General features: G+C 41.4%; 13 protein-coding genes and 1 pseudogene. 2 read left to right on the top strand and 12 right to left on the bottom strand.

Going from position 1 to position 20,275, the window contains the following annotated elements:
- Positions 1-8: 8 nt before the first annotated feature.
- The 9 genes and pseudogenes from cas9 to KIH41_RS02140 all read right to left on the bottom strand — a co-directional run bounded on the left by cas9 (position 9) and on the right by KIH41_RS02140 (position 13,599).
- The gene (gene cas9, locus KIH41_RS02175) at positions 9-4,109 is read right to left on the bottom strand and encodes a type II CRISPR RNA-guided endonuclease Cas9 (RefSeq protein WP_214161343.1); all 4,101 of its coding nucleotides are present in this window, start codon (positions 4,107-4,109) and stop codon (positions 9-11) included.
- A 562-nt stretch (positions 4,110-4,671) separates the two neighbouring features.
- Complete coding sequence (locus tag KIH41_RS18305) at positions 4,672-4,782, bottom strand: ATP-binding protein (protein WP_394369779.1); 111 nt, start codon at positions 4,780-4,782, stop codon at positions 4,672-4,674.
- Between the two features lie 287 nt (positions 4,783-5,069).
- Positions 5,070-6,026: a restriction endonuclease gene (locus KIH41_RS02170; protein WP_214161342.1), complete on the bottom strand. Its 957-nt coding sequence runs from the start codon at positions 6,024-6,026 to the stop codon at positions 5,070-5,072.
- Between the two features lie 652 nt (positions 6,027-6,678).
- Positions 6,679-7,068 (bottom strand): hypothetical protein, encoded by a 390-nt coding sequence (locus KIH41_RS02165; protein WP_214161341.1) that lies wholly within the window; start codon positions 7,066-7,068, stop codon positions 6,679-6,681.
- 153 nt (positions 7,069-7,221) lie between these two features.
- Complete coding sequence (locus KIH41_RS02160; RefSeq protein ID WP_214161340.1) at positions 7,222-7,614, bottom strand: hypothetical protein; 393 nt, start codon at positions 7,612-7,614, stop codon at positions 7,222-7,224.
- A 199-nt stretch (positions 7,615-7,813) separates the two neighbouring features.
- A complete protein-coding gene (locus tag KIH41_RS02155) occupies positions 7,814-8,905 on the bottom strand; it encodes a hypothetical protein (protein WP_214161339.1) in 1,092 nt (363 codons plus the stop codon).
- 1,102 nt (positions 8,906-10,007) lie between these two features.
- Positions 10,008-10,247: pseudogene (gene rhuM / locus KIH41_RS18335) on the bottom strand (RhuM family protein); the annotation flags it as partial.
- A gap of 405 nt (positions 10,248-10,652) precedes the next feature.
- A complete protein-coding gene (locus tag KIH41_RS02145; protein ID WP_214161338.1) occupies positions 10,653-11,471 on the bottom strand; it encodes a KilA-N domain-containing protein in 819 nt (272 codons plus the stop codon).
- A 1,744-nt stretch (positions 11,472-13,215) separates the two neighbouring features.
- Entirely contained in the window at positions 13,216-13,599 is a 384-nt protein-coding gene (locus KIH41_RS02140; protein ID WP_214161337.1) for a UvrB/UvrC motif-containing protein, read from the bottom strand.
- Between the two features lie 1,362 nt (positions 13,600-14,961).
- On the opposite strand from KIH41_RS02140, the gene KIH41_RS02135 reads away from it, so the two are divergent.
- Positions 14,962-16,137 (top strand): glycosyltransferase family 4 protein, encoded by a 1,176-nt coding sequence (locus tag KIH41_RS02135; protein ID WP_214161336.1) that lies wholly within the window; start codon positions 14,962-14,964, stop codon positions 16,135-16,137.
- A 595-nt stretch (positions 16,138-16,732) separates the two neighbouring features.
- Positions 16,733-17,743 carry a glutaminase gene (locus tag KIH41_RS02130; protein ID WP_214161335.1) on the top strand — a complete coding sequence of 337 codons (1,011 nt, stop codon included), beginning with the start codon at positions 16,733-16,735 and terminating at the stop codon, positions 17,741-17,743.
- Between the two features lie 88 nt (positions 17,744-17,831).
- On the opposite strand, the gene KIH41_RS02125 is transcribed toward KIH41_RS02130, so the two are convergent.
- The 3 genes from KIH41_RS02125 to KIH41_RS02115 form a co-directional block, all read right to left on the bottom strand.
- Positions 17,832-18,185, bottom strand: coding sequence for a DUF5615 family PIN-like protein (locus KIH41_RS02125; protein WP_214161334.1), 354 nt, complete (start codon positions 18,183-18,185; stop codon positions 17,832-17,834).
- Entirely contained in the window at positions 18,182-18,415 is a 234-nt protein-coding gene (locus KIH41_RS02120; protein WP_214161333.1) for a DUF433 domain-containing protein, read from the bottom strand. The genes KIH41_RS02125 and KIH41_RS02120 overlap by 4 nt, the downstream gene beginning before the upstream one ends.
- A gap of 1,017 nt (positions 18,416-19,432) precedes the next feature.
- Entirely contained in the window at positions 19,433-19,924 is a 492-nt protein-coding gene (locus KIH41_RS02115; protein ID WP_213944996.1) for a DUF6691 family protein, read from the bottom strand.
- Positions 19,925-20,275: the final 351 nt, after the last annotated feature.

The following is a 20,275-nucleotide window of genomic DNA, read 5'->3' as shown; positions in this document are numbered from 1 at the left end:
TTTAGGCCTTATTTTTCGGGAAGAGCCTCGTTCTTCTTAATTTTGGCAATTGTTTCCAATAGGATATTTGGAGAAGATTCACCTATCTGTACAATTTTACCTAAATGGTTTAACCTTACCTTTACTATTCCTTTTAATGGAGCAGTACTTCTAATACTTTTAAATGCGATTCCTTTTAATGCTGCTGGTTCTTCCACATTCGTTTCCAGATGGTGCCTGAACATATAATTCTTTGCAGCGATTTTTTGAACTCTATAGAGATTAGGACTTATTAGGGAATAATTCGTAGGATCCATTAAATCAATGTCTCCAGGATCAAAATCCATCGATGGAAACACAAAATACTCATTCTGCTTTAAGGTAAACAGAAATTCCCAACCTTTCTCATGTTGCTTTTCAACAACTGCTCTCCCTTGGTTTTTTCTTTCTACTGCTTCAAAAAAAGAAACTACCTCTTCCTGCAGATCACCCTTCTCGTCTCTATAAATAGCGACATGGTGATTATTACCGGTACTAACAAAATTAACTTCCTCTTTTTGCCCTTCCGCGTTTAAGATGAAATTACCCCTATTATCTTTTTTATAGTGCAATGAAACTATATTGCTTACCCCAGATATCTTTACTTTTTTAATAGCTATACCTTTTTCTTTATTGAGCCATATTGGATTTTCATCAATATTTGCAAACGCTAACTTTGGGTCTTCATTATAGGAAGTCAACCTATTTTTAAGTATTGACTTAATTTTGGGATCAATCACCTTATCGACCTTCAAATCAGGAGTAATATTTTTCCTAATTGTATAATATGGCTCTAACCAGACCAATTTTACTTTTTCAGGCACCGTTATATTCTTTTCCAAGGAGAGATATATGGGAAGTTTAGTCAATGAATTTTTTCCTGTAAAGGCTTTTTTAGGATCATTTCCAAATTGCTGTAACCTAAGGGAAAGTGCATCTCTGTATTTTTTGTTGGCTACTTTTGCTATAGACTCAGAATCAAAATTTCCTCCAACCTTTTCGATCTTTGTTTTATACTGATGCTGTTTGCCATAGACAGTTTCTTTATGCAATTGCCCTCTGGGTGTTAAAGCTGTTTGGATCAGGAAGCCTCCAGCTTTTTTTATTTTATTTTTATTTATGGTTACTACTTTGTTTTTTGATTTAAATGAGACAAGAATATTACCAAGATGAAATCGTGCCTCTTCTCTAAAATTTGGAATTGGGGAAATAAATTTTAATTTCCTATTCTCTTTAAACAAATATTTTCTTTCAATCGCCCGTATCTCTATACCTTTTTCACCTTCTATTCCCTTAGCACTTAAGTTATTTAAGTATTGAATATAAGCTGGTTTAGTATAAGCTACAGCCAAAGCATCCATGGCATGGTGTCTATGGTCATTCCTTTTACTCCAATCCTTTATTTTTTTTAACCGTTCACCATTTTTCCCTTTTTCAATCTTGGTAAGGCCTAAGGCATTATACTTATCCCAATTCAGCTCTTTCATTACCTCTACCAAACCCCAATCATCCCTTAGCTTATCAGTAACTGAACCTGAGGTAACAGTAACATTTCTTGAGATACTCAGCAAAATTTCTTTTGCTTTTCGACTAATGTACTGGGTTTCTCTAATCTGCCTCTCAATAAAATCAGTAGGAATTTTATCGGTAGCCATTAAAAGTTTCTGGATTTTGGTTCTACCTATTTTACCATAGAGGCCTTTTACTCTGGCCAGATATTGTTCAAAATCACCTGCTGACAAGGTTTCCTGAAGAAATGTGAAGGCAGTGATATTGCTTTTATCTGCATTCAGCTGCCTTTCACATATTGTTTTATTAGAAAAAGAATCATCAAAAAGCCTGGCTTTAGGTATGATATGCTCAATATCGTATTCCTTTGAAAATAGTTTTGTTGCTTCAATTGGCCTGCCAGTATAAATGGAAATTCCCCCGCATTCTTTCCATAGCTTATATCTGATAATGTCATTTCTAGTCACTCGTGATATCCCAAATTCTTTTTTCAGTAACTCTCGAATTTCTTGATGGTATTTTGTGGCTCTTCCAATATCATTGGTCATCTTTTTCCTTTGTTCAGAATTAGCTTTTAATTCTCTAGCCAACTCAACCCTTATTTCATCTGGACGACCTAATGCCGGGTCTTTCACTATTGCATTGACCACATTTACCAATTGATTGAGAATTTTCTCTACAACTGGGTTCCTCAATGCGTTTTTCTTAACTAATTCAAGTTCATCCTTTAAAGGTCTATTATCATTTTCTTCCTTAGTCAGGAAGGAAGAATGGTTGTAACCAGCTTTTTCGCAAGCTTCACTATAGTCTAAGCCTAAAATTAAATATGGCAATATTTTCTTGATTGCCTTTGAACTTAAGGAGCAGTGTTCTTGCTGAAAACTCACTCCTGATATAATCTTTGCGTGATTTTCTTTGAAATTGAATTTCTTTACCATGGTCTTCCTCAGCTTTTTCTCATCTTCTGACGCATATAGAAGGTGCCATAATTGAAGATATGGCTGTTTTTCAAAGCCATCTCCAACTAATCCATTATTTACTTGCAGGTATTCCGGATTTATCCCAAACCTTAAAAATGCCTCTGAAAAAACATCCAGAATTTCATCAGCGCGCAGTTTATTTAACTTAATCTCATTACCATCCTCTAGCTCAATAATTTTTGCAAATGCGGTGAAAATCTCATGATTAGTTCTATTTCCCTGAAGCTCTTCAAAATTCAGCTCCCAATTTTTATCATACCCAATCTCCTTTAAAACATCAGCAGCAGCCATTTTTTTCTTAAAAGTCAACTCAGCTTGCAATTGCTCCTTATGCTCTTGAGATAATGAAAGCTTTTCGAACGTTTCTGTATTAGTAAGCGTCACATGATTAAGGTTTTGCCAAATCCTAAAATCCTGAAAAATTGGGGAGGATTTTGGAGCAACTTTCTGCAAAAGCTCGAATTCGCACGTGCTAATCAGGTGTTTTTGGCTTTTCAACCTCCTTTGGTAAAAAATGGTGATGTCCCTAACCTCTTTTTTAAGTTTTTCGGTAAGTTCGGGAAAATAAGCAGCTTGTTTCTCCCAAATTCTTTCAAATTCATCCAAGTAATCTTGCCGATAAAAAACCTGTCCTTTTAACCTTGTATGGCGGTTTTTTTCAACTTGCTTTAAAAGATACTGACCAACCGTCTCCTGATTAAAATAAAGCTCTTTACTCCTATCGCTAATCGCCCCTAAATACCCACTAGAGGCTGAAATTTGACCATTGATTTCCGTAAAAAGGAAAGCTAGTTCTGAAGGAGCAAGCTTTTCTTCCAAGGCATCGTTTCTCCATTTATAATGTTGTAAAGTTCTTTCAGGCCTCTTGCCTTTATTCTCTGCTAAGGGAATATTATGAAGTTTATTAAAGTAAAACCTGGTTTGATCCTTTGTTTTGCCCAAAACGTTATCTAAAAAATCGGTTGGCAACAATTCCGGAAAGAATTCCTTCTGAAATTCATAAATGCATCTAAACTCTTCTTCCAAATCTGACCTATAGAAATCCGGAATGGTTTTTCTCCCTTTTTTTAAGGCCTCAAAAACCCACTGCCCTGGAGTTAGGTTACTTTGATATAGTTCTTTTGCTATACCCATACTATCGATAGCAACACCTTCATCATCTTCCGATTTCACTTTCCTACTGCTCTTATAACCTCTTTTTTTATTGAGAGCCATTAAAACCTTCACGAAATCTTCTCTGCTTATTTTTTCAGTAACCGCTAAAGCTCGAAGAGTTAAGGTGGAATAGGTACTCTTACTACCTGATTCAGCACAGGAAAAGTCTGAATCTATATAGCCTAGCCCTGCAAAAATTTCTAATAGCGCATCCCTTCTCTGCTTAAATCTTTGGAGGTTTTTTCTTGCACTTCTTTTTAAGGTACGGTCTGCATTAATCGAAATGGTTTTACCCTTCGCAAAATCATTTTCCTCATCAGAAGTCAAAGGCACAATCCGTACCCCAACATCCACGATGCGGTTTTCTTCTTCTTCTTTTTCCTTTTCGTGCACAAAAGCCCACCCAATGGAGGTGGTACCCAAATCAAGTCCTAGGATTTTTTTCATAATACAGTGGGAGAAAAATTAAAAAAAGCTGCGTTGATTCGCTTTGAAACTTTTGAAGCAATTCACAGCATATATAAGAACAATTTAAACGCTAAGTTCAATTAAACCTTAAGTTGTCCTAAATATAAACAAATCAACGCAGCACCCAAGGAATTTTCTTACTTTATATTAATGGATACAGAGCGATATTTCCCACTGATCAAGTTTGCCGGATATTTTTTCGACATTGAGCATTACAAAGATATCACATTTATTTTTACTATTCTTATATATAGGTTCGCTGAAAAAAATAACACATCTAATCACTTGATTATCAGTTATAAAATTATTTCAAAAAAAGTATTTGGTTTTTAATTAAAAAAACCTTAACATTGAAAACAATTTTGAAGCAATTCACAATAAGGATTATTCCGTTGTGAAAACATTTCAAGGGGCCCCGTAGATTCTCTTCGGGGTCGCTTCTTTTTTGCCCCTTAAACACTTCCCCCAACCCCTAATTCTTTAAATTTTTGTGAATAAAAGGGCCCCTGAGATGGTTTAATGGCTACAGGAGGGTTAAAATTTAATTGTCCAACTTCTTTTTGCTCCGCATTGATTCTCCTTCTAAATTTAAACTGTGTGTGGCGTAAACCAATCGGTCAAGAACCGCATCGGCAATGCTAGCATACCTCAAGATTTCTGACTTTGTGCATAAATACTAACCAGTTAGATTGCATATTTGCGGCTCTATCGATTTCTCGAGACTACAGGAAGGCCTGCTTTATGCACTTTCAATTTCAATTCATTCATTTCAAAGGATTCTCTCCAATTGAGACCGATACAGGTCACGTATTGCAGCTACCCGAAGGTGGCGATTTCGAAGCACTTCACTGTCAATCAAACACAAACTTTGATCGAAGTACAAAACTTGAATTAACCACTGAATTGCCACTTTTGGGTAGCTGCTGTTATGGCACGTTGCTATATCATTCGTTTATATGGTTCTTTTTCAATAATTGCTGTTTTAATCTTGTCCCGTAGATAGTTTTTAAAATCAATTTCTCCGTCAATGACTTTAACAAATTCTTCCAAGTCAAACATTACAAGTAAAGCATTTTTAATCAATGCTTCTTTTGCAGCTGTAACACCTGATGGTGAATAACCTGATGCTGAAATAAAAATTCCGTGCGCATTGGCTCTATGATAAATTCTACCTAAATGAGAGAATATATCATCACTTCCAATAGAGTCTTTCTTCCACTTCATCTCAACCAAAAAAATCTGATTGTCAACTTCTACAATCCCATCAAGTTGTTCAATAATACCTTCCCCTGGCTCGCCAAGTCTTTTAAAATCTTCTTTAACGAGTATTTCATAAACTTTGAAATATCCATTAAGAACAGATTCTAAAGACTTTCCACGTTTTTGAGGATTTGTTTCATTGAATAATGAAAATAAATTCTTCTTTATCCTTTCAACTCGTTCTTTTCTTTTTTGAATTTCCTGAATTTTCTTTCGATGTTCTTCTTGCCTAATTTTTTGTTCGTTGTCTCTTTCTTGTTTCATTCTTGTGAATGAATCCTTTACATTAATAACCTTCTGAATTTCTGAGACAAGTCCTTTGGCTTTAAGTTGGTCACTTTCCCAACAAGTCGAAAATGCTTCAAATTCTGTTATTCGTTTTAATATTTCTCTTCTTTGTCTTAGATATTTGTCGCTATTTTGATTTATTCGTTCCAGTATTATTCTACATATTTCATATTTAGAAATTGAGTCGGGATTAGATTCCAATTCCGCAGCAACATCTTTATACAGTGTTACTTCAACACCCGCACCATTAAAAAATGTAAGAACTGCTTTTTTTGACCTGTTGAGTAATGGAATAGTTTGAACAACAAGGTCAAATAAGTCAGGTGGATAATGATAAATATCGTTCATAGTTGTCGTTTCTTACAATGTGCCATAACTCGAATATCTCCATAAGTACTATGAGGCTTATTTTTAAGGATTATTTAAGGCAACCCGTCAAAGAAAGGTTAATAGGCCTCTCCCATTCATTACTATTAGAAAAGTCCGAGGATTTTCATCCTCACTATGGATTTATTACTGAGTCTCCTACTGGCCGTTCATTTTACCTCCTCCAAGATTAAGGAATTAATTATAATTAAAAAATACCGTGATTGGGGTATTTTGAAAGAGAATTAGTGAAAAAGCCAAGTTTTGAATCGAATAGTTATGCATTACCTGATTTTTTTTGTTGAGAAATAGCGGATCACAAATAACCAATGGGAAAATGCAAGATGTGATTTAGGTAATGTAGGTGTTAAACCGGCACTTGGACAAAGCCAGTCAGATTTAAAAGGAACTGGTGGAGCAGGTAATCCGAAACAGGTGGCACAAATCAAACCGATCAGCCTACATTTCCACCTAGCATCCCTTCACCCTGCGGATGTCCGTCAATACGCCATAGGCGCACACAGCAGCCAATAACATCTCGATCACTATCGGTGACCCTGATAGATGAATGCATCAACCAGGGCTTTTTTGCTAGGGCTTTTGGCTAGTGGGCTAAATGTTATGTGCAGATTTCTTACCTTGCAAAATAGTTTTCGGGCCATAAATATTCAGGTAAGTAATGTCTAATCATTTCAGAAGCCCAATCATATCCTCTATTTTCTAATTCCCTACCAAAGTGAGGCCATGGTGGAATATTACTTCTGTAATCATTACCAGATAGGGTTGACATTCCACCTCCTTGCAAAGTAGACAAGCCTCCATATTGTAAGGTTGATAGCCCTCCATACTGCAATGTTGATAAGCCCCCATATTGCAAAGTTGATAGTCCTCCATACTGCAATGTTGAGGCTCCACCGTATTGTAAAGTTGACATTCCTCCACCTTGGAGGGTAGAAAGTCCACCACCTTGTAGGGTACTAAGGTTTCGTGGCCAAGTTCTTAAATTTGGAATATTTGGTCTCATTTTCTAGATTTTATATTTTCATTTATTTGCCCAAAACGTGATTCAGCTTGGAGACGGCGGGCATTCGAAGCCGTGGGTTCTAAATTATATGGGTCGCCCGCTGGATCCAAGGTCATGTTATGCCCAGGTAATCCCCTTATTACCTGTTATAACTTAATTATTTTTATTCTTATCCCAACCTTGTGATTCAAAATCTACACTAAAATATTTAATCACCTTATCAATATTCATATGTATAATATTATTGGGTTTGTAGAAGTCAAAAGCAACAAATAGCATAATCAGGCAACTAATTGAAGCTAAAATTCTAGCTAATAAATCCTTATCTGGTGAAAGAATGGCACTAATAAAAATCATAACCACTGTGATGAAAGGGAAAAAAATTACTACTGATTTTCTTCCCTTTTTTATCATCATTAGTAATCGGATAAAATTTAAAAATAACATTACGACAGCACTATAAATAATCATTAAATAATGCAATCCAGGCGGGGTAAAGGTAATATATATTGTCATAATTAGCAGTAAAATCATTACTGCGTCCATTAATCCAATAAAAAGTTTTGTTTTTCGTCCCATGCGTAATAAAGAAGATGACTAGATGGTAATGCTTATGGCTAGTGCATAACGGTTTCGGGCCTTGCGTTGGTGGGCTTTGAAACTGTAAACGTCAGCCGGCACCAAAGTTTATTAATTGCTCAAAAGTTTCTATTCGCACTGTCCGCCCACTAACGCAAAACCCGTGTTAGCTGGGGTTAAATTTCTGTTCGTCAACTCTTTTATTTGTATATAAGTCTTTGTTTCCATTGTAAAACCAAAAGCGCAGAATATTACTATTAATGTTATGGAATGGTTCTATTTTAAAGATATGTGTGGTATGTTCTTCGTCAAAGGGCGCAAGAAGTCCGACTTTTGTTGTAGAGTCACCCAAAACAATATATCCAGTTGTTTTTGTGTTAGCTACTCTGTCAATTTGCTGTCCAGAAAAAGGCAAAAGAGTATTGGGTTCTAGGCCTACTCGATAAATAAACGGACTACATATTTCATAATATACCGTCCCGTTAGTGTCATGGGTGTGCATCCAAATATGATTATTCAAAACAATACTGGTGTCTATTAGCTGAATGAGTGTTGCAGTTCGATTGGCTGTATCTTCTCTATAGACGGTAATTGGAACAACTTCTCTAGAAACGTCAACCATTAGATGCATTTCTCCGTTGTTTGCCATTGCAATCATTTTTAAATCTGACGGCTTTGTCAGAGCATCTAAACTTGTAAAATATGGATAGCAAATGTTTTCTAGCTGTTTTGTACCTTGATAGTTCCACAAGGATCCGCGATAACTGGATGATTTAAGAATTAGTTCTTTTGTTGCGGGTAGGGTATGGTGATATAAGTATTTATATGGAATGCCATTAATAAGTTTCCCTTTTCCGGTACTAAAGTCCATTAGATTTAATGGTCCGGTGATTCTGCATTTAAATAAATTGGAATGGTCTTGAAGATTGGTGATATGCCATTCGTTAGTAATTGTCAGTCTAAGTGTGTGTCCAAAAGCAATGTCAAGGTAAAGCGTTCCGAAGATTTCGTCATCTGAAAATTTTGAAAGCTGATTCGGCATGAAAGAATAGAACTGAAACCACGTAAAGTCAGTGTCGTTGTCCATAATGTAAACAAGGTCAGGAACAATAACAGACCATCCGTGCCCATGTACAAGTTTACACTTTACAAAACCTTCATAGTCGGTTGAACCAATCGGCTCTGTTCCACGAATGGTGTTATAAATGTTGTCCTTGTCTCCTTCGGTTCTATCGTAATGGTAGTTTCGTTTCGTCATGTTAATCGTAGCTAACTCCAATATCTCCATAAGACCTATGAGGCTTATTTTCTAAAGATTGATTAAGACAACCCGTCAAACAAAGGTTAATAGGCCTCTCCTATTCATTGCTATTAGAAAAATTTGAGGATTTCATAGTCACTATGGATTTATTACTGAGTCTCCTTCTGGCCGTTCATTTTATCTCCTCCAAGATTAAGGAATTAATTACAATTAAAAAATACCGTGATTGGGGTATTTTAAGCTGTCCGATGTAGGGATTACTGATTCCTACCCGGCCAGGCGGGTCAGATGCTTTCCGAGGGAAAAATACATGATCGGGTTTGCAAATCCCTGACATCTGGCATTTCATCATATGACATGTTGTGGATTGTCGACTCCCATTACTACCACGACCCCATGTCGCGATTAATGTCGCAATAAGTGAAAACTCCATTAAACATACCCTTCTATCGCGACAACATGACCTGGTTTATGTCGCAATAGCTTCATAATATATTCCAGGGCCGGCACCCTTTCGCTCTACTAATCCTTGTTCTACGAAGTACTTGCCCCCGATCCGCAGAGTGATAATTGAAGAATAAACTTCTAAACGGCGAATCATTATTTTCCATTTCACCTCAATCTAATTGAATAAAAAACTCGAATAAATACCACCCAAAATCCCCAAGGCAGCCCCATATATCCCTTTACCCTACTCCCGTTTTGAAATTCTTCCGAAACAGGCACGGAGCCCACCCAAGCCGCCTGTTTTGCGAATCTGATGTGCCCCTGAAGCGGACCCGATCGGGAGGAGATCGGGCCCATATAGCCCTTTGGGTCGGCGGAATTACGACTCCTGGGGAAGCTACCGGGGAAGTTAGTGTGGGAGTTACCGGGGAAGTAAAAAGTTAAGTAATAGTCTAGGATGGAGAATCGAAATATTTCAAAATTCAACAATCCGCAAAAGTTATATCTACTCCTTAATCCATTAATCAGTCCAGAAGGGAATCTAGCGCAGCTATTCCCTTCTGGACCTTAAACCAATAAACCAACTTATGCCCCTCGACTTCGCTCAGGGACCGGCTCAGAAATCGGTAAGACCATGAATAAAAGTAATTTATCAAGCACTGCGGGCTTTGCGCTTTCTCTTTGCGCCCGCCGCGTGAAACCAAAACCATCCGAAAGAGGGGTCAGTATGTACCAGATTATCCAGTTCACTGGCACGGATCTCCCACACCCGCTCCAGCAACTCATCAAAATAATCCTTGCCAAATGGATTATCAGGGTTTTTCAACTTTTTGTTATCAAGTACAAAACCCTTAATAATAAGTTCTTTTAGCTGATTGGTGGCCCATATCCTGAAATGTGTCCCTCATATGGAGTAACAGAGCCCAGCGCTCCGTGCTCCGTGCCCAGCGCTAAATTCCCCCTCCCCGCAATACCGCGATCAGGGTATTTTTTTATATATTAGCCACAAAGACCCCAAGGCACAAAGAAAAATTTAGAAAGAATAGCTAGCCCCTAAGTCGCCAAGGCACAAAGAAAAATCTAGCCACTAAGACGCCAAGTCGCAAAGAAAACTTGGCGACTTTTGGCCTTTGTGGCAAAAACAACTTCTGCAAATAAACTTTGGGCCTTCGGGCTTTTGTGGCAAAACAACTTCAGTAAATAAACTTGGCGCCTTCGGGCCTTTGTGGCAAAAACACCTTCTGTAAATAAACTTAGCGCCTTTGGGCCTTGGTGGCAACCAATCTGCTCTTCGACTTCATTTCAACTTCTTGACGGCTGTTTTATGGATCAGCAGGGATTTCATCTGCGTAATGGCCATTTGATTGAGCTGTACCAATCGTTCGCCTTGTTCTACCCCTTGGTGAATCAGTAAAGCATTGGTACTCTCCATATTAGACAAGACCACAAGCTGTTCAATAGTAGCGTAATCTCTGACATTTCCTTTCTTTTCCGGATTCCCTAAACGCCATTCCTTAGCTGTTTTTCCGAACAATGCCATGTTGAGGACGTCGGCTTCACTGGCATAGATTTGAGAGGCTTGATGTTTAGTGATTTCCGAAGGAACAAGGTTCTCCTTGATGGCGTCCGTATGGATGTGATAATTTACTTTGGCTAGAGTTCGGTGAAAATCCCACTTTAACCTTAACCGATCACTTTCATCTTCCTTAAGCCGCTGATATTCTTTTACTAATAACAATTGAAATCTTGGACTTATCCACATCCCAAAATGAAAGGCGATATCCTTATGGGCAAACGTACCTCCATATCTACCCGCTTTTGCGGTTAGCCCTTTGGCATTGGTAAGTTCCAGCCAATTTTTCACAGACAAAACGAAATTGTTACTTCCTGCTGCATTTTTAATTGTACCGAATTCGGTATAATTAAAATCAGGGTTGTATAGGGACTCCCACTCTCCCAGATATTCAATAGTACTTTTTAAACTCAGCCATTTAATAATGACTACCTCCTGCAATTGGCTCCTTGCCATATCCGTAAGTGAAATAAAATCATCTTGATCCTGAGAAATTATGGAAATCTTATTTCCTTCAATATCAATTATTTTGCTTTTAGCCATACCTATCAAAAATTTATTTAAAAAGATAAAAACCGGTAGCTGGAGCACAAGATCAGCTTTCCATCCTGAATAATCCTTTCCCTATTTCATTCCCAGGTAGCCGGGCAGAGGGCGCTTATCGTATAGCTGATTAACGGAAGCTGATCCACTTGTTACCTAAAGTTAAAAATATTATTTCAAACCAGCTCTGTCTTTATGATCGACCCGTATCTCCCTCTTTTTAAACTAATCTCATGGCATTGGCACTTTCAATCCATTTTTTTGGGGTAAGCACAAAGCTGTTTAGTGAAAAATCTAACCACAAAGACGCCAAGACCCAAAGAAAACTTGGCGACTTTGGGCCTCCGTGGCAAAACAACTTCCGCAAATAAACTTGGCGACTTGGCGTCTTAGTGGCAAATACACCTTCTGTAAATAAACTTAGCGCCCTTGGGCCTTTGTGGCAAAACAACTTCAGTAAATAAACTTGGCGACTTTGGGCCTTTGTGGCAAAAACACCTTCTGTAAATAAACTTAGCGTCTTCGGGCCTTTGTGGCAAAACACCTTCTGTAAATAAACTTAGCGCCTTCGGGCCTTAGTAGCTAAAAGACTTTCCGCTGCTCGGGACAAGTTGTGTCCTTCGTTACCCATTTCATTTTTGGCGTCGCCTCGCGCTTTTCTAAACACCTAAACCTCCCGATCCGCGCAGCGCTGATCGGGAAATAACCTCCTAAACGCCGGAGCTAATTTGGGTACAAAGTACTAGGTACCATGTACCAAGTATTTCTAGGACAGATCTGGTTTTATACCATTTGGACCTAATCGCATATTCGCCTTTGTTACCCATTTCATTTCAGCCTAGCGTCCCTTCGCGCTTTTCTAAACCCCTAAACCTCCCGATCCGCGCAGCGATGATCGGGAAATAAACTTCTAAACGCCGGAGCTAATTTGGGTACAAAGTACTAGGTACCATGTACCAAGTATTTCTAGGACAGATCTGGTTTTATACCATTTGGACCAAATCGCATATTCGCCTTTGTTACCCATTTCATTTCAGCCTAGCGTCCCCTCGCGCTTTTCTAAACCCCTAAACCTCCCGATCCGCGCAGCGCTGATCGGGAAATAAACTTCTAAACGCCGGAGCTAATTTGGGTACAAAGTACTAGGTACCATGTACCAAGTATTTCTAGGACAGATCTGGTTTTATACCATTTGGACCTAATCGCATATTCGCCTTCGTGACCCATTTCATTTCAGCCTAGCGTCGCCTTGCGATTTTCTAAACCCCTAAACCTCCCGATCCGCGCAGCTCTGATCGGGAAATAACCTTCTAAACGCCGGAGCTAATTTGGGTACAAAGAGTACTAGGTACCATGGACCAAGTATTTCTAGGACAGATCTGGTTTTATACCATTTGGACCTAATCGCATATTCGCCTTTGTTACCCATTTCATTTCAGCCTAGCGTCGCTTCGCGATTTTCTAAACCCCTAAACCTCCCGATCCGCGCAGCACTGATCGGGAAATAACCTTCTAAACGCCGGAGCTAATTTGGGTACAAAGAGTACTAGGTACCATGTACCAAGTATTTCTAGGACAGATCTGGTTTTATACCATTTGGACCAAATCGCATATTCGCCTTTGTGACCCATTTCATTTCAGCCTAGCGTCCCCTCGCGCTTTTCTAAACCCCTAAACCTCCCGATCCGCGCAGCGCTGATCGGGAAATAAACTTCTAAACGCCGGATCTAATTTAAGGGGGAGTTTAACCTACCTTCCCAATCAATTTTAGAATCAGCTGATCATGCTGCCCCAAACCGGTGTGGAAGTAGAAGAGGTGGCCGTGTTCTATGCGGAAGGTGGATGAGGTCAGCTGCAGGTCTTGGCCCAGCTCCACGTACTGCCGGATCTCGTTGGCCTTGTCCCTCCACTGGGCGGCCTCCTCATAATATTGCCTGCGCATGGCCTCAGCCTTCTCCCTCTCGGCATGCTCCAGCTTTTCCTTGCTATAAAACTCCAGATCCAGCACCTTCACCTTTAGCCCTCCTTCCCCCAGCAGCTCCCCCAATGACCTCCCAAACTCCTCACGATCAATTTCATCCCCGGCTATCAACGCATTCAGCTGCGCCACCTTTTTATCTATATCCATATTTAGCTTAAAAATTAATGAGATACAATTTACTCCTGATTGGTGAAGGATAAAAATCTTGGAGGCAGGTAGTGGGACATTTGGTGTCGGGCGTAAAATCTCGGTTTCAATTTCTCCCACTCTCCCCTTCTCCCCCTCTCCCACCCCCAAATAATCTCTGTGCACTCCGCTCCTCTGTGGTTATTTTTTTCTTCCTACCCCACGCTGCGCCCTCCGCGTTTTTCGCTGCGGCGTTGCGTGAAATCTCGTTTTCAGTTTCACCCACTCTCCCCTTCTCCCCCTCTCCCACCCCAAATAATCACCGTGCACTCCGCTCCTCTGTGGTTATTTTTTTTCTTCCTACCCCACGCTGCGCCCTCCGCGTTTTTCGCTGCGCCGTTGCGTGAAATCTCGTTTTCAGTTTCACCCACTCTCCCCTTCTCCCCCTCTCCCACCCCAAATAATCTCCGTGCACTCCGCTCCTCTGTGGTTATTTTTTTCTTCCTACCCCACGCTGCGCCCTCCGCGATTTTCGCTGCGCCGCTGCGTGAAATCTCGTTTTCAGTTTCACGCAAAGACCGCAAAGGAGGCGCAGAGATCGCAAAGATTTTCTTTTTTCTCGCCCTCACCCACTCACGCCTTCTCTCCCTCCCAAATGATCTTCTTACACCTGTGATTATTTATTCTTCCTTCCCCACGCTGCGCCCTCCGCGTTTTTCGCTGCGCCGCTGCGTGAAATCTCGTTTTCAGTTTCACGCAAAGACCGCAAAGGAGGCGCAGAGATCGCAAAGATTTTCTTTTTTCTCCCCCTCACCCACTCACCCCTTCTCTCCCTCCCAAATGATCTTCTTACACCTGTGATTATTTATTCTTCCTACCCCACGCTGCGCCCTCCGCGTTTTTCGCTGCGCCGCTGCGTGAAATCTCGTTTTCAGTTTCACGCAAAGACCGCAAAGGAGGCGCAGAGATCGCAAAGATTTTCTTTTTTCTCCCCCTCACCCACTCCCCCCTTCTCTCCCTCCCAAAAGATCTTCTTACACCTGTGATTATTTATTCTTCCGACCCCACGCTGCGCCCTCCGCGTTTTTCGCTGCGCCGCTGCGTGAAATTTTGTATTACCCCCTACCTCCCTAGCATACAATAACTTACTCCCTTATTTTTTAACAAAAAAAATTTTAATATTAATATTTTAAATCATATATTGACACGTACTAATTAACGCTATGTTATTTTTAAATAGTTAGGATGGATAGAATTAACAATTACTTCAATTGTTGTTCACCAAATTTTTATGATAATAAAGTACTTTTATGAAGTAAAATACAAACCCCGTTTTCAGTTCATTTAATTTTAGTGATATTTTATACCTTAAATATTAGAGTTATGCTGCATTTTTTATTCATTGACGACAAGCTTATCGATTTATTGACAGTAGAGGAAAAACCCAGTGGAGGGGCCGCGGTGCAGGCCTTGGGATGGGTAAAGGGATTGCAGGATGAGGGCCACCGCGTCAGCATTGTGACGCGCACCTCCCCGGATCAAAAACTCAAGCAGGAATTTGAGGATCTCGATCTCATTCCTTTTTATGACGATAACAAGGGTATCAAAAAGATCAGATGGGCCACCTACAGGCTCCCCTATTTTTACAAAATCTTCAAGGAAGTCAGACCAGATTATGTGTATGTGGGCATTCCTTCCTGGAGCACTTTCTATTTTGCACTCATGTGCAAGGCTCTCGGCATCAAACTCATTGTAAGGATTTCCAGCGATGGACTGGTGGACAACCGGATCCTTTCCAAGTATTCCAAAAGCCATAAATTACTGCAGGCTATGGGTCTCAGCCTAAGTGAAACCATCCTCTGCCAGAATGATTACCAGTTGGCCCAGATCCAAAAAAGGTTCCCCAACAAAAAAACCGTCAAGCTCAGCAACCCGATATTCCCCTACACCCCCCCGGTAAACCTGGGCATGCCCAAAAACGCCATCGTTTGGCTGGGGCTGTTCAAGCCTGAGAAGAACCTCAAACTGCTTTTTGAGATTGCCACCCTCATGCCCGAGCAGGAGTTTGTGGTAGCCGGCAAGGAGGAAAAAAACATCAATTCCATCACCCGCGCCTACGTCAAGCAGCTGAAAACCCTGCCCAATGTGAAGTTTATTGGGTTCCTGCAGCGGCACGAGGTACTTCCGGTGCTGGCCCAGGCAAAGTTTCTGCTCAACACCTCCCACTACGAAGGTTTCAGCAACACCTTTTTGGAGGCCATGTATGTGGGCACGCCCATCATATCCAGCGGGCGGGTAAATCCGGACGGCATCATTTCCACCCATAAACTGGGGATCATCTATGCCACCCGCGAAGACCTTCAGCTGCAGCTTGAGAGCTTGGATACCAAGAAATACGACAAGATGCGCTCACACTGTCTGGACTACATCTCCGCCCACCACAACCACCGCCTGCTGACCCAAAAGCTGCTGGCCTTTTTGGAAAACAGGCCGTTTATCAATGTGGAAATCCAAAAAGACGGGAAGAAGGAGAAAGCGTTGCCGGATATGGCGAGTTGAAAGCTTGGGGGTAGTCCTTCGGACTTAGAAATGGGTACCAAGTACCAGGTACCAGGTACCAAATACACCAGCACCTGAGGTTGATTGAAGCCATTCTGCCCGACTGAAGCAATCTGGCGTCTTTATTCCGTCGCCCTCCCTTGAGCTGCGCTCTTCGGATGGGGTATCAGTGTACCGAAAGTAACTTCATTATTCATCATTCATCATTCATCATTAAACTCCGTGACTGCCCGAAATTTCTTGTCACGTCCTAAATCTACTTGACACTTTTTTTCAAGCTATTAAATTTTTCACCGCGAAGTGGCCTTTCCCGATCCGCCCTCGATAATCCAGGTGGCTATCGAGGGCGGATCGGGACAAGTAGTGAAACTTCGTGAAAACCCTGACTGCCGTCAGGCAAGTTTTGTGCACTTGATGCCTTTACCTCCGCGAAGAGGAAAACTCCGTGTAACTCCTTTTAAAAACTCTGCGAAACCCTGCCTGCGCAGGCAGGTCTGTGTCCCTTTACTTCCGCGAAGAGGCCTCTTGTTCGTACTTCCGAAAAAAACATCTCCCTATCCAGCTTGTTAAGGTACAGCAAACAACCCAAGCTTATATGTCCAAAACCCCGGTGATACCAGATTTTGAGGATTTTAAAAATGATATAATAGAGATTTTTGAGCAGGTGGCACCCCATACCGAAGGCACCCCTGATGAGGATCTATTTCCGGAAGGGTTGGAAAACCCGCCTTTTGCCGTTTCCATCTGCACCATTGATGGGCAATTGCTTCAACTCGGGGACCACCACCTATCCTTTTCCGTGCAGTCCATCTCCAAACCCATCAATTATGGCATCGCACTGGAGGAACGGGGCGAGGAATTGGTCCATCAGCATATAGGTCGCGAACCCGGGGCGGAGAATTTTGAAAAGGGGATGGTGCTTAATCGGGAAAACCTTCCCCACAACCCCATGATCAATTCGGGATCCATCATGAGCGGATGCCTCATAAAGCCCGATTGGGACAATAAGAAAAAATTAAAACACGTGACGGAAATATGGGAACAGCTTTGCGGGGGAATCTCTTTGGAGTTTGATCACGATGCCTTTCAAAAAGAAATGAAAGCCTCCCACTCCAACTTTGCCATGGCCCATATTATGATGGAAAATGGTGCCTTTCCTGAGAATACCGACCTGCAAAAAGCCGTGGAGTTCCACTACCTCTGCTGTTCCATAGGGGTTAACATCGATGACCTGGCCCATGCGGCCGCCACGCTGGCCAATTATGGTCTTAGCCCGACTACCGGCAGCCAAGTCTTCAGCCATAAAACCGTGAGGGATATGCTCAGTCTCATGCTTTCATGCGGGATGTACGATCATTCTGGGCAATACGCTTTCAAAGTAGGTATCCCCTCCAAAAGCGGAGTGGCGGGAGGGCTGATTGCCGTCATCCCAGAACTGATGGGTATTTCCATTTACTCCCCTCCATTGGACAAACATGGGAATACAGTTCGTGGGGTGAAATTTTGCGAGAAACTGGTGGAAAAATTTAATTTCCATAAGCATGATGCTCTTTTCTCCAACATCCATGGAAAAAAAGACCCTCGAATTGATTATAGGAAAAGATAGGGGGCCTAAAAATGGTACTCTAAGTAAAAAATTAAACCTTCCAGGTCTCGTGAAAAATCATGGACCTGGAAGGTTTTTTTTGTGTTTATTATTTATGCTCAACTATTTCGGCGCTATTGATTTCTATTAAATTACTCCTTGAAATCATTGAAATAAGCACTTCTAAATTTCTGTCAAAAATCCCTAATAACTGATTGTTTGGCAGATTACCAGTTTTTACTAAAATTAATTTCCGAGGCTGGGAGTTGATTATAAAAGACTCTAAAAAATCCGCATCCTTACTAATAACGATTCTTTTATCCTTAGTAGCAACTTCAAGTATTTGCCTATCTGTGGTATTGTTTTTATCAGGTAATTCAAGGGTATGAATAGAATCAAATCCTTTCTTAACCAAAAAGTCTGAAAGTGATTTTGGTAATTGTGCATCCACTAAAAACTTCACGTTGTGATTTTATGGATGCTTTTGAGATGAACCAATTTTGCAGCATAAGCTAGGCAGGCCAAAATATCTTCCTGCTCCAGGTCCGGAAAGTCCTGCAATAACTCATCATGGGACATCCCTGCCGCCAACAATTCCAACAAATTCTCCACAGGATACCGCAACCCTCGAATAGTAGGCTTGCCATGGCAAATTTCCGGATCTATTGTGATTCTTTCAATGTGGTTTTCCATAGATAAGGTTTAACATAAATTTAAACATTTATTACGGCTTTATAAGCAATGTATTAAATAAACGCTTGGGAAAGGGGATGGGTTGAAATGATTTGGTGAAAATCATAGATCTGGAGGTTTTTTTCAAACCATTTCCCTCAACAAAAGGTAACCTTACAAAAAAGTCATGTATGGAATTGGTAATAGTAGGTTCGGTAATCGTAGCGGCGGTGTTTTTAATCAGGTTTGTGATTAAAAAGGTGTTTGAGTGAGAGTTTAGAAGGTTAGCGTCCCGGATCGCATAGCTTCGCTATATGCGACCCAGGACTGTTTAGAAGTTAAGATTGGGAATGGATGTGCCACCCTCCTCAGGATCTAAACTCCTAAACCTCCCGATCCGCGAAGCGATGATCGGGAAATAACCTTCTAAACGCCTGATCTAATTTGGGTACCAAGTACCACGTACCAGGTACCAAGTATTTCTAGGTCTGATCTGGTTTTATACCATTTTGACCTAATCTCATATTATATTGCATTATCTCCGCGAAGAGGCTTTGTGTTCTTCGTGAGCACTTTGTGCCCTTCGTGACCCATTTAAGTTTGGCGTCGCTTCGCGGTTTCTAAACTCCTAAACCTCCCGATCCGCGAAGCGATGATCGGGAAATAAACTTCTAAACGCACTATCTAATTTTTGTCACGTCCAAGACCTCTCCATTTCGCTTCGCTTCAGTCGAGGTGACGACGCTTAATTGTCCGCGATGTGGCCTTGGTGTCCTTTGTGGAACCTTTGTGCCCTTCGTGACCCATTTAAGTTTGGCGTCGCTTCGCGGTTTCTAGACTCCTAAACCTCCCGATCCGCGAAGCGATGATCGGGAAATAAACTTCTAAACGCACTATCTAATTTTTGTCACGTCCAAGACCTCTCCATTTCGCTTCGCTTCAGTCGAGGTGACGACGCTTAATTGTCCGCGAAGAGGACTTAGTGTCCTTCGTGAAAACTTTGTGTCCTTCGTGGCCCATTTAGTTCCGTGCCCCCCTTTAGTTCGGTAGTTTATCCGCAAACCTGCCGTACACCCAAGTACCTGCAATTGCACTTAACAGCGTCACAGCTACCACGCCGAAACCACTACCAATCTGGGCGAACAATGGTCCTGGACAGGCGCCTGTGAGGGCCCAGCCGAGGCCGAAGATGAATCCACCGATGATCTGGCCTTTTCTGAACTCCTTGTTGCCGATCTTGATGGGCTCCCCGGAGATGGTTTTGATGTTGAATCTTTTGATGATCTGAATGGAAAGCATCCCCACGGCGATGGCCGAACCGATCACCCCGTACATGAAGAAGCTCTGCAGCCTGAACATTTCCTGTATCCTGTACCAAGAAATGATCTCCGCCTTGACAAACACGATCCCAAAAAGGATTCCTACGATCAAGTATTTCAGCAGAGACAAGCCTGTCTCGTCCATTTTCTGCATATTGGGCGCCTCGCACTCCAACGGGTTGTTTTGTATGTTTTTTTGTTCTGTGTTCATTTTTTTGATGTTTTTTAAAGACGGAAGACCGAAGACGGAAGACCGGGACCGGAGTCAGACTTTAAGCTCCTTTGTGCGACTTCGTGAAAACTTTCCCGATTCGCTCCGCTGCTCGGGACAAGTTGTGTCCTTCGTGACCCATTTCATGTTGGCGTCGCCTCGCGCTTTTCTAAACCCCTAAACCTCACGATCCGCGAAGCGCTGATCGGGAAATAAACCTGCCTTTGCCGGCAGGCAGGCTTCTAAACGCACTATCTAATTTTTATCACGTTCAAGACCTCTCCATTTCGCTTCGCTTCAGTCGAGGTGACGACGCTTAATTGTCCGCGATGTGGCCTTGGTGTCCTTCGT

The sequence above is a fragment of the Litoribacter ruber genome, assembly GCF_018500185.1.
In the GTDB taxonomy this organism is placed as follows: domain Bacteria; phylum Bacteroidota; class Bacteroidia; order Cytophagales; family Cyclobacteriaceae; genus Litoribacter; species Litoribacter ruber.
This window is presented reverse-complemented; position numbering and strand designations above follow the sequence as displayed.

What these genes read in the sequence shown, in the direction of transcription:
- KIH41_RS02130 (WP_214161335.1), top strand. Translation starts at nt 16,733, where the DNA reads ATGTCCAAAACCCCGGTGATACCAGATTTTGAGGATTTTAAAAATGAT.
- KIH41_RS02165 (WP_214161341.1), bottom strand. Translation starts at nt 7,068, where the DNA reads ATGAGACCAAATATTCCAAATTTAAGAACTTGGCCACGAAACCTTAGT.
- KIH41_RS02170 (WP_214161342.1), bottom strand. Translation starts at nt 6,026, where the DNA reads ATGAACGATATTTATCATTATCCACCTGACTTATTTGACCTTGTTGTT.
- KIH41_RS02120 (WP_214161333.1), bottom strand. Translation starts at nt 18,415, where the DNA reads ATGGAAAACCACATTGAAAGAATCACAATAGATCCGGAAATTTGCCAT.
- KIH41_RS02145 (WP_214161338.1), bottom strand. Translation starts at nt 11,471, where the DNA reads ATGGCTAAAAGCAAAATAATTGATATTGAAGGAAATAAGATTTCCATA.
- KIH41_RS02115 (WP_213944996.1), bottom strand. Translation starts at nt 19,924, where the DNA reads ATGAACACAGAACAAAAAAACATACAAAACAACCCGTTGGAGTGCGAG.
- KIH41_RS02155 (WP_214161339.1), bottom strand. Translation starts at nt 8,905, where the DNA reads ATGACGAAACGAAACTACCATTACGATAGAACCGAAGGAGACAAGGAC.
- cas9 (WP_214161343.1), bottom strand. Translation starts at nt 4,109, where the DNA reads ATGAAAAAAATCCTAGGACTTGATTTGGGTACCACCTCCATTGGGTGG.
- KIH41_RS02135 (WP_214161336.1), top strand. Translation starts at nt 14,962, where the DNA reads ATGCTGCATTTTTTATTCATTGACGACAAGCTTATCGATTTATTGACA.
- KIH41_RS02160 (WP_214161340.1), bottom strand. Translation starts at nt 7,614, where the DNA reads ATGGACGCAGTAATGATTTTACTGCTAATTATGACAATATATATTACC.
- KIH41_RS02140 (WP_214161337.1), bottom strand. Translation starts at nt 13,599, where the DNA reads ATGGATATAGATAAAAAGGTGGCGCAGCTGAATGCGTTGATAGCCGGG.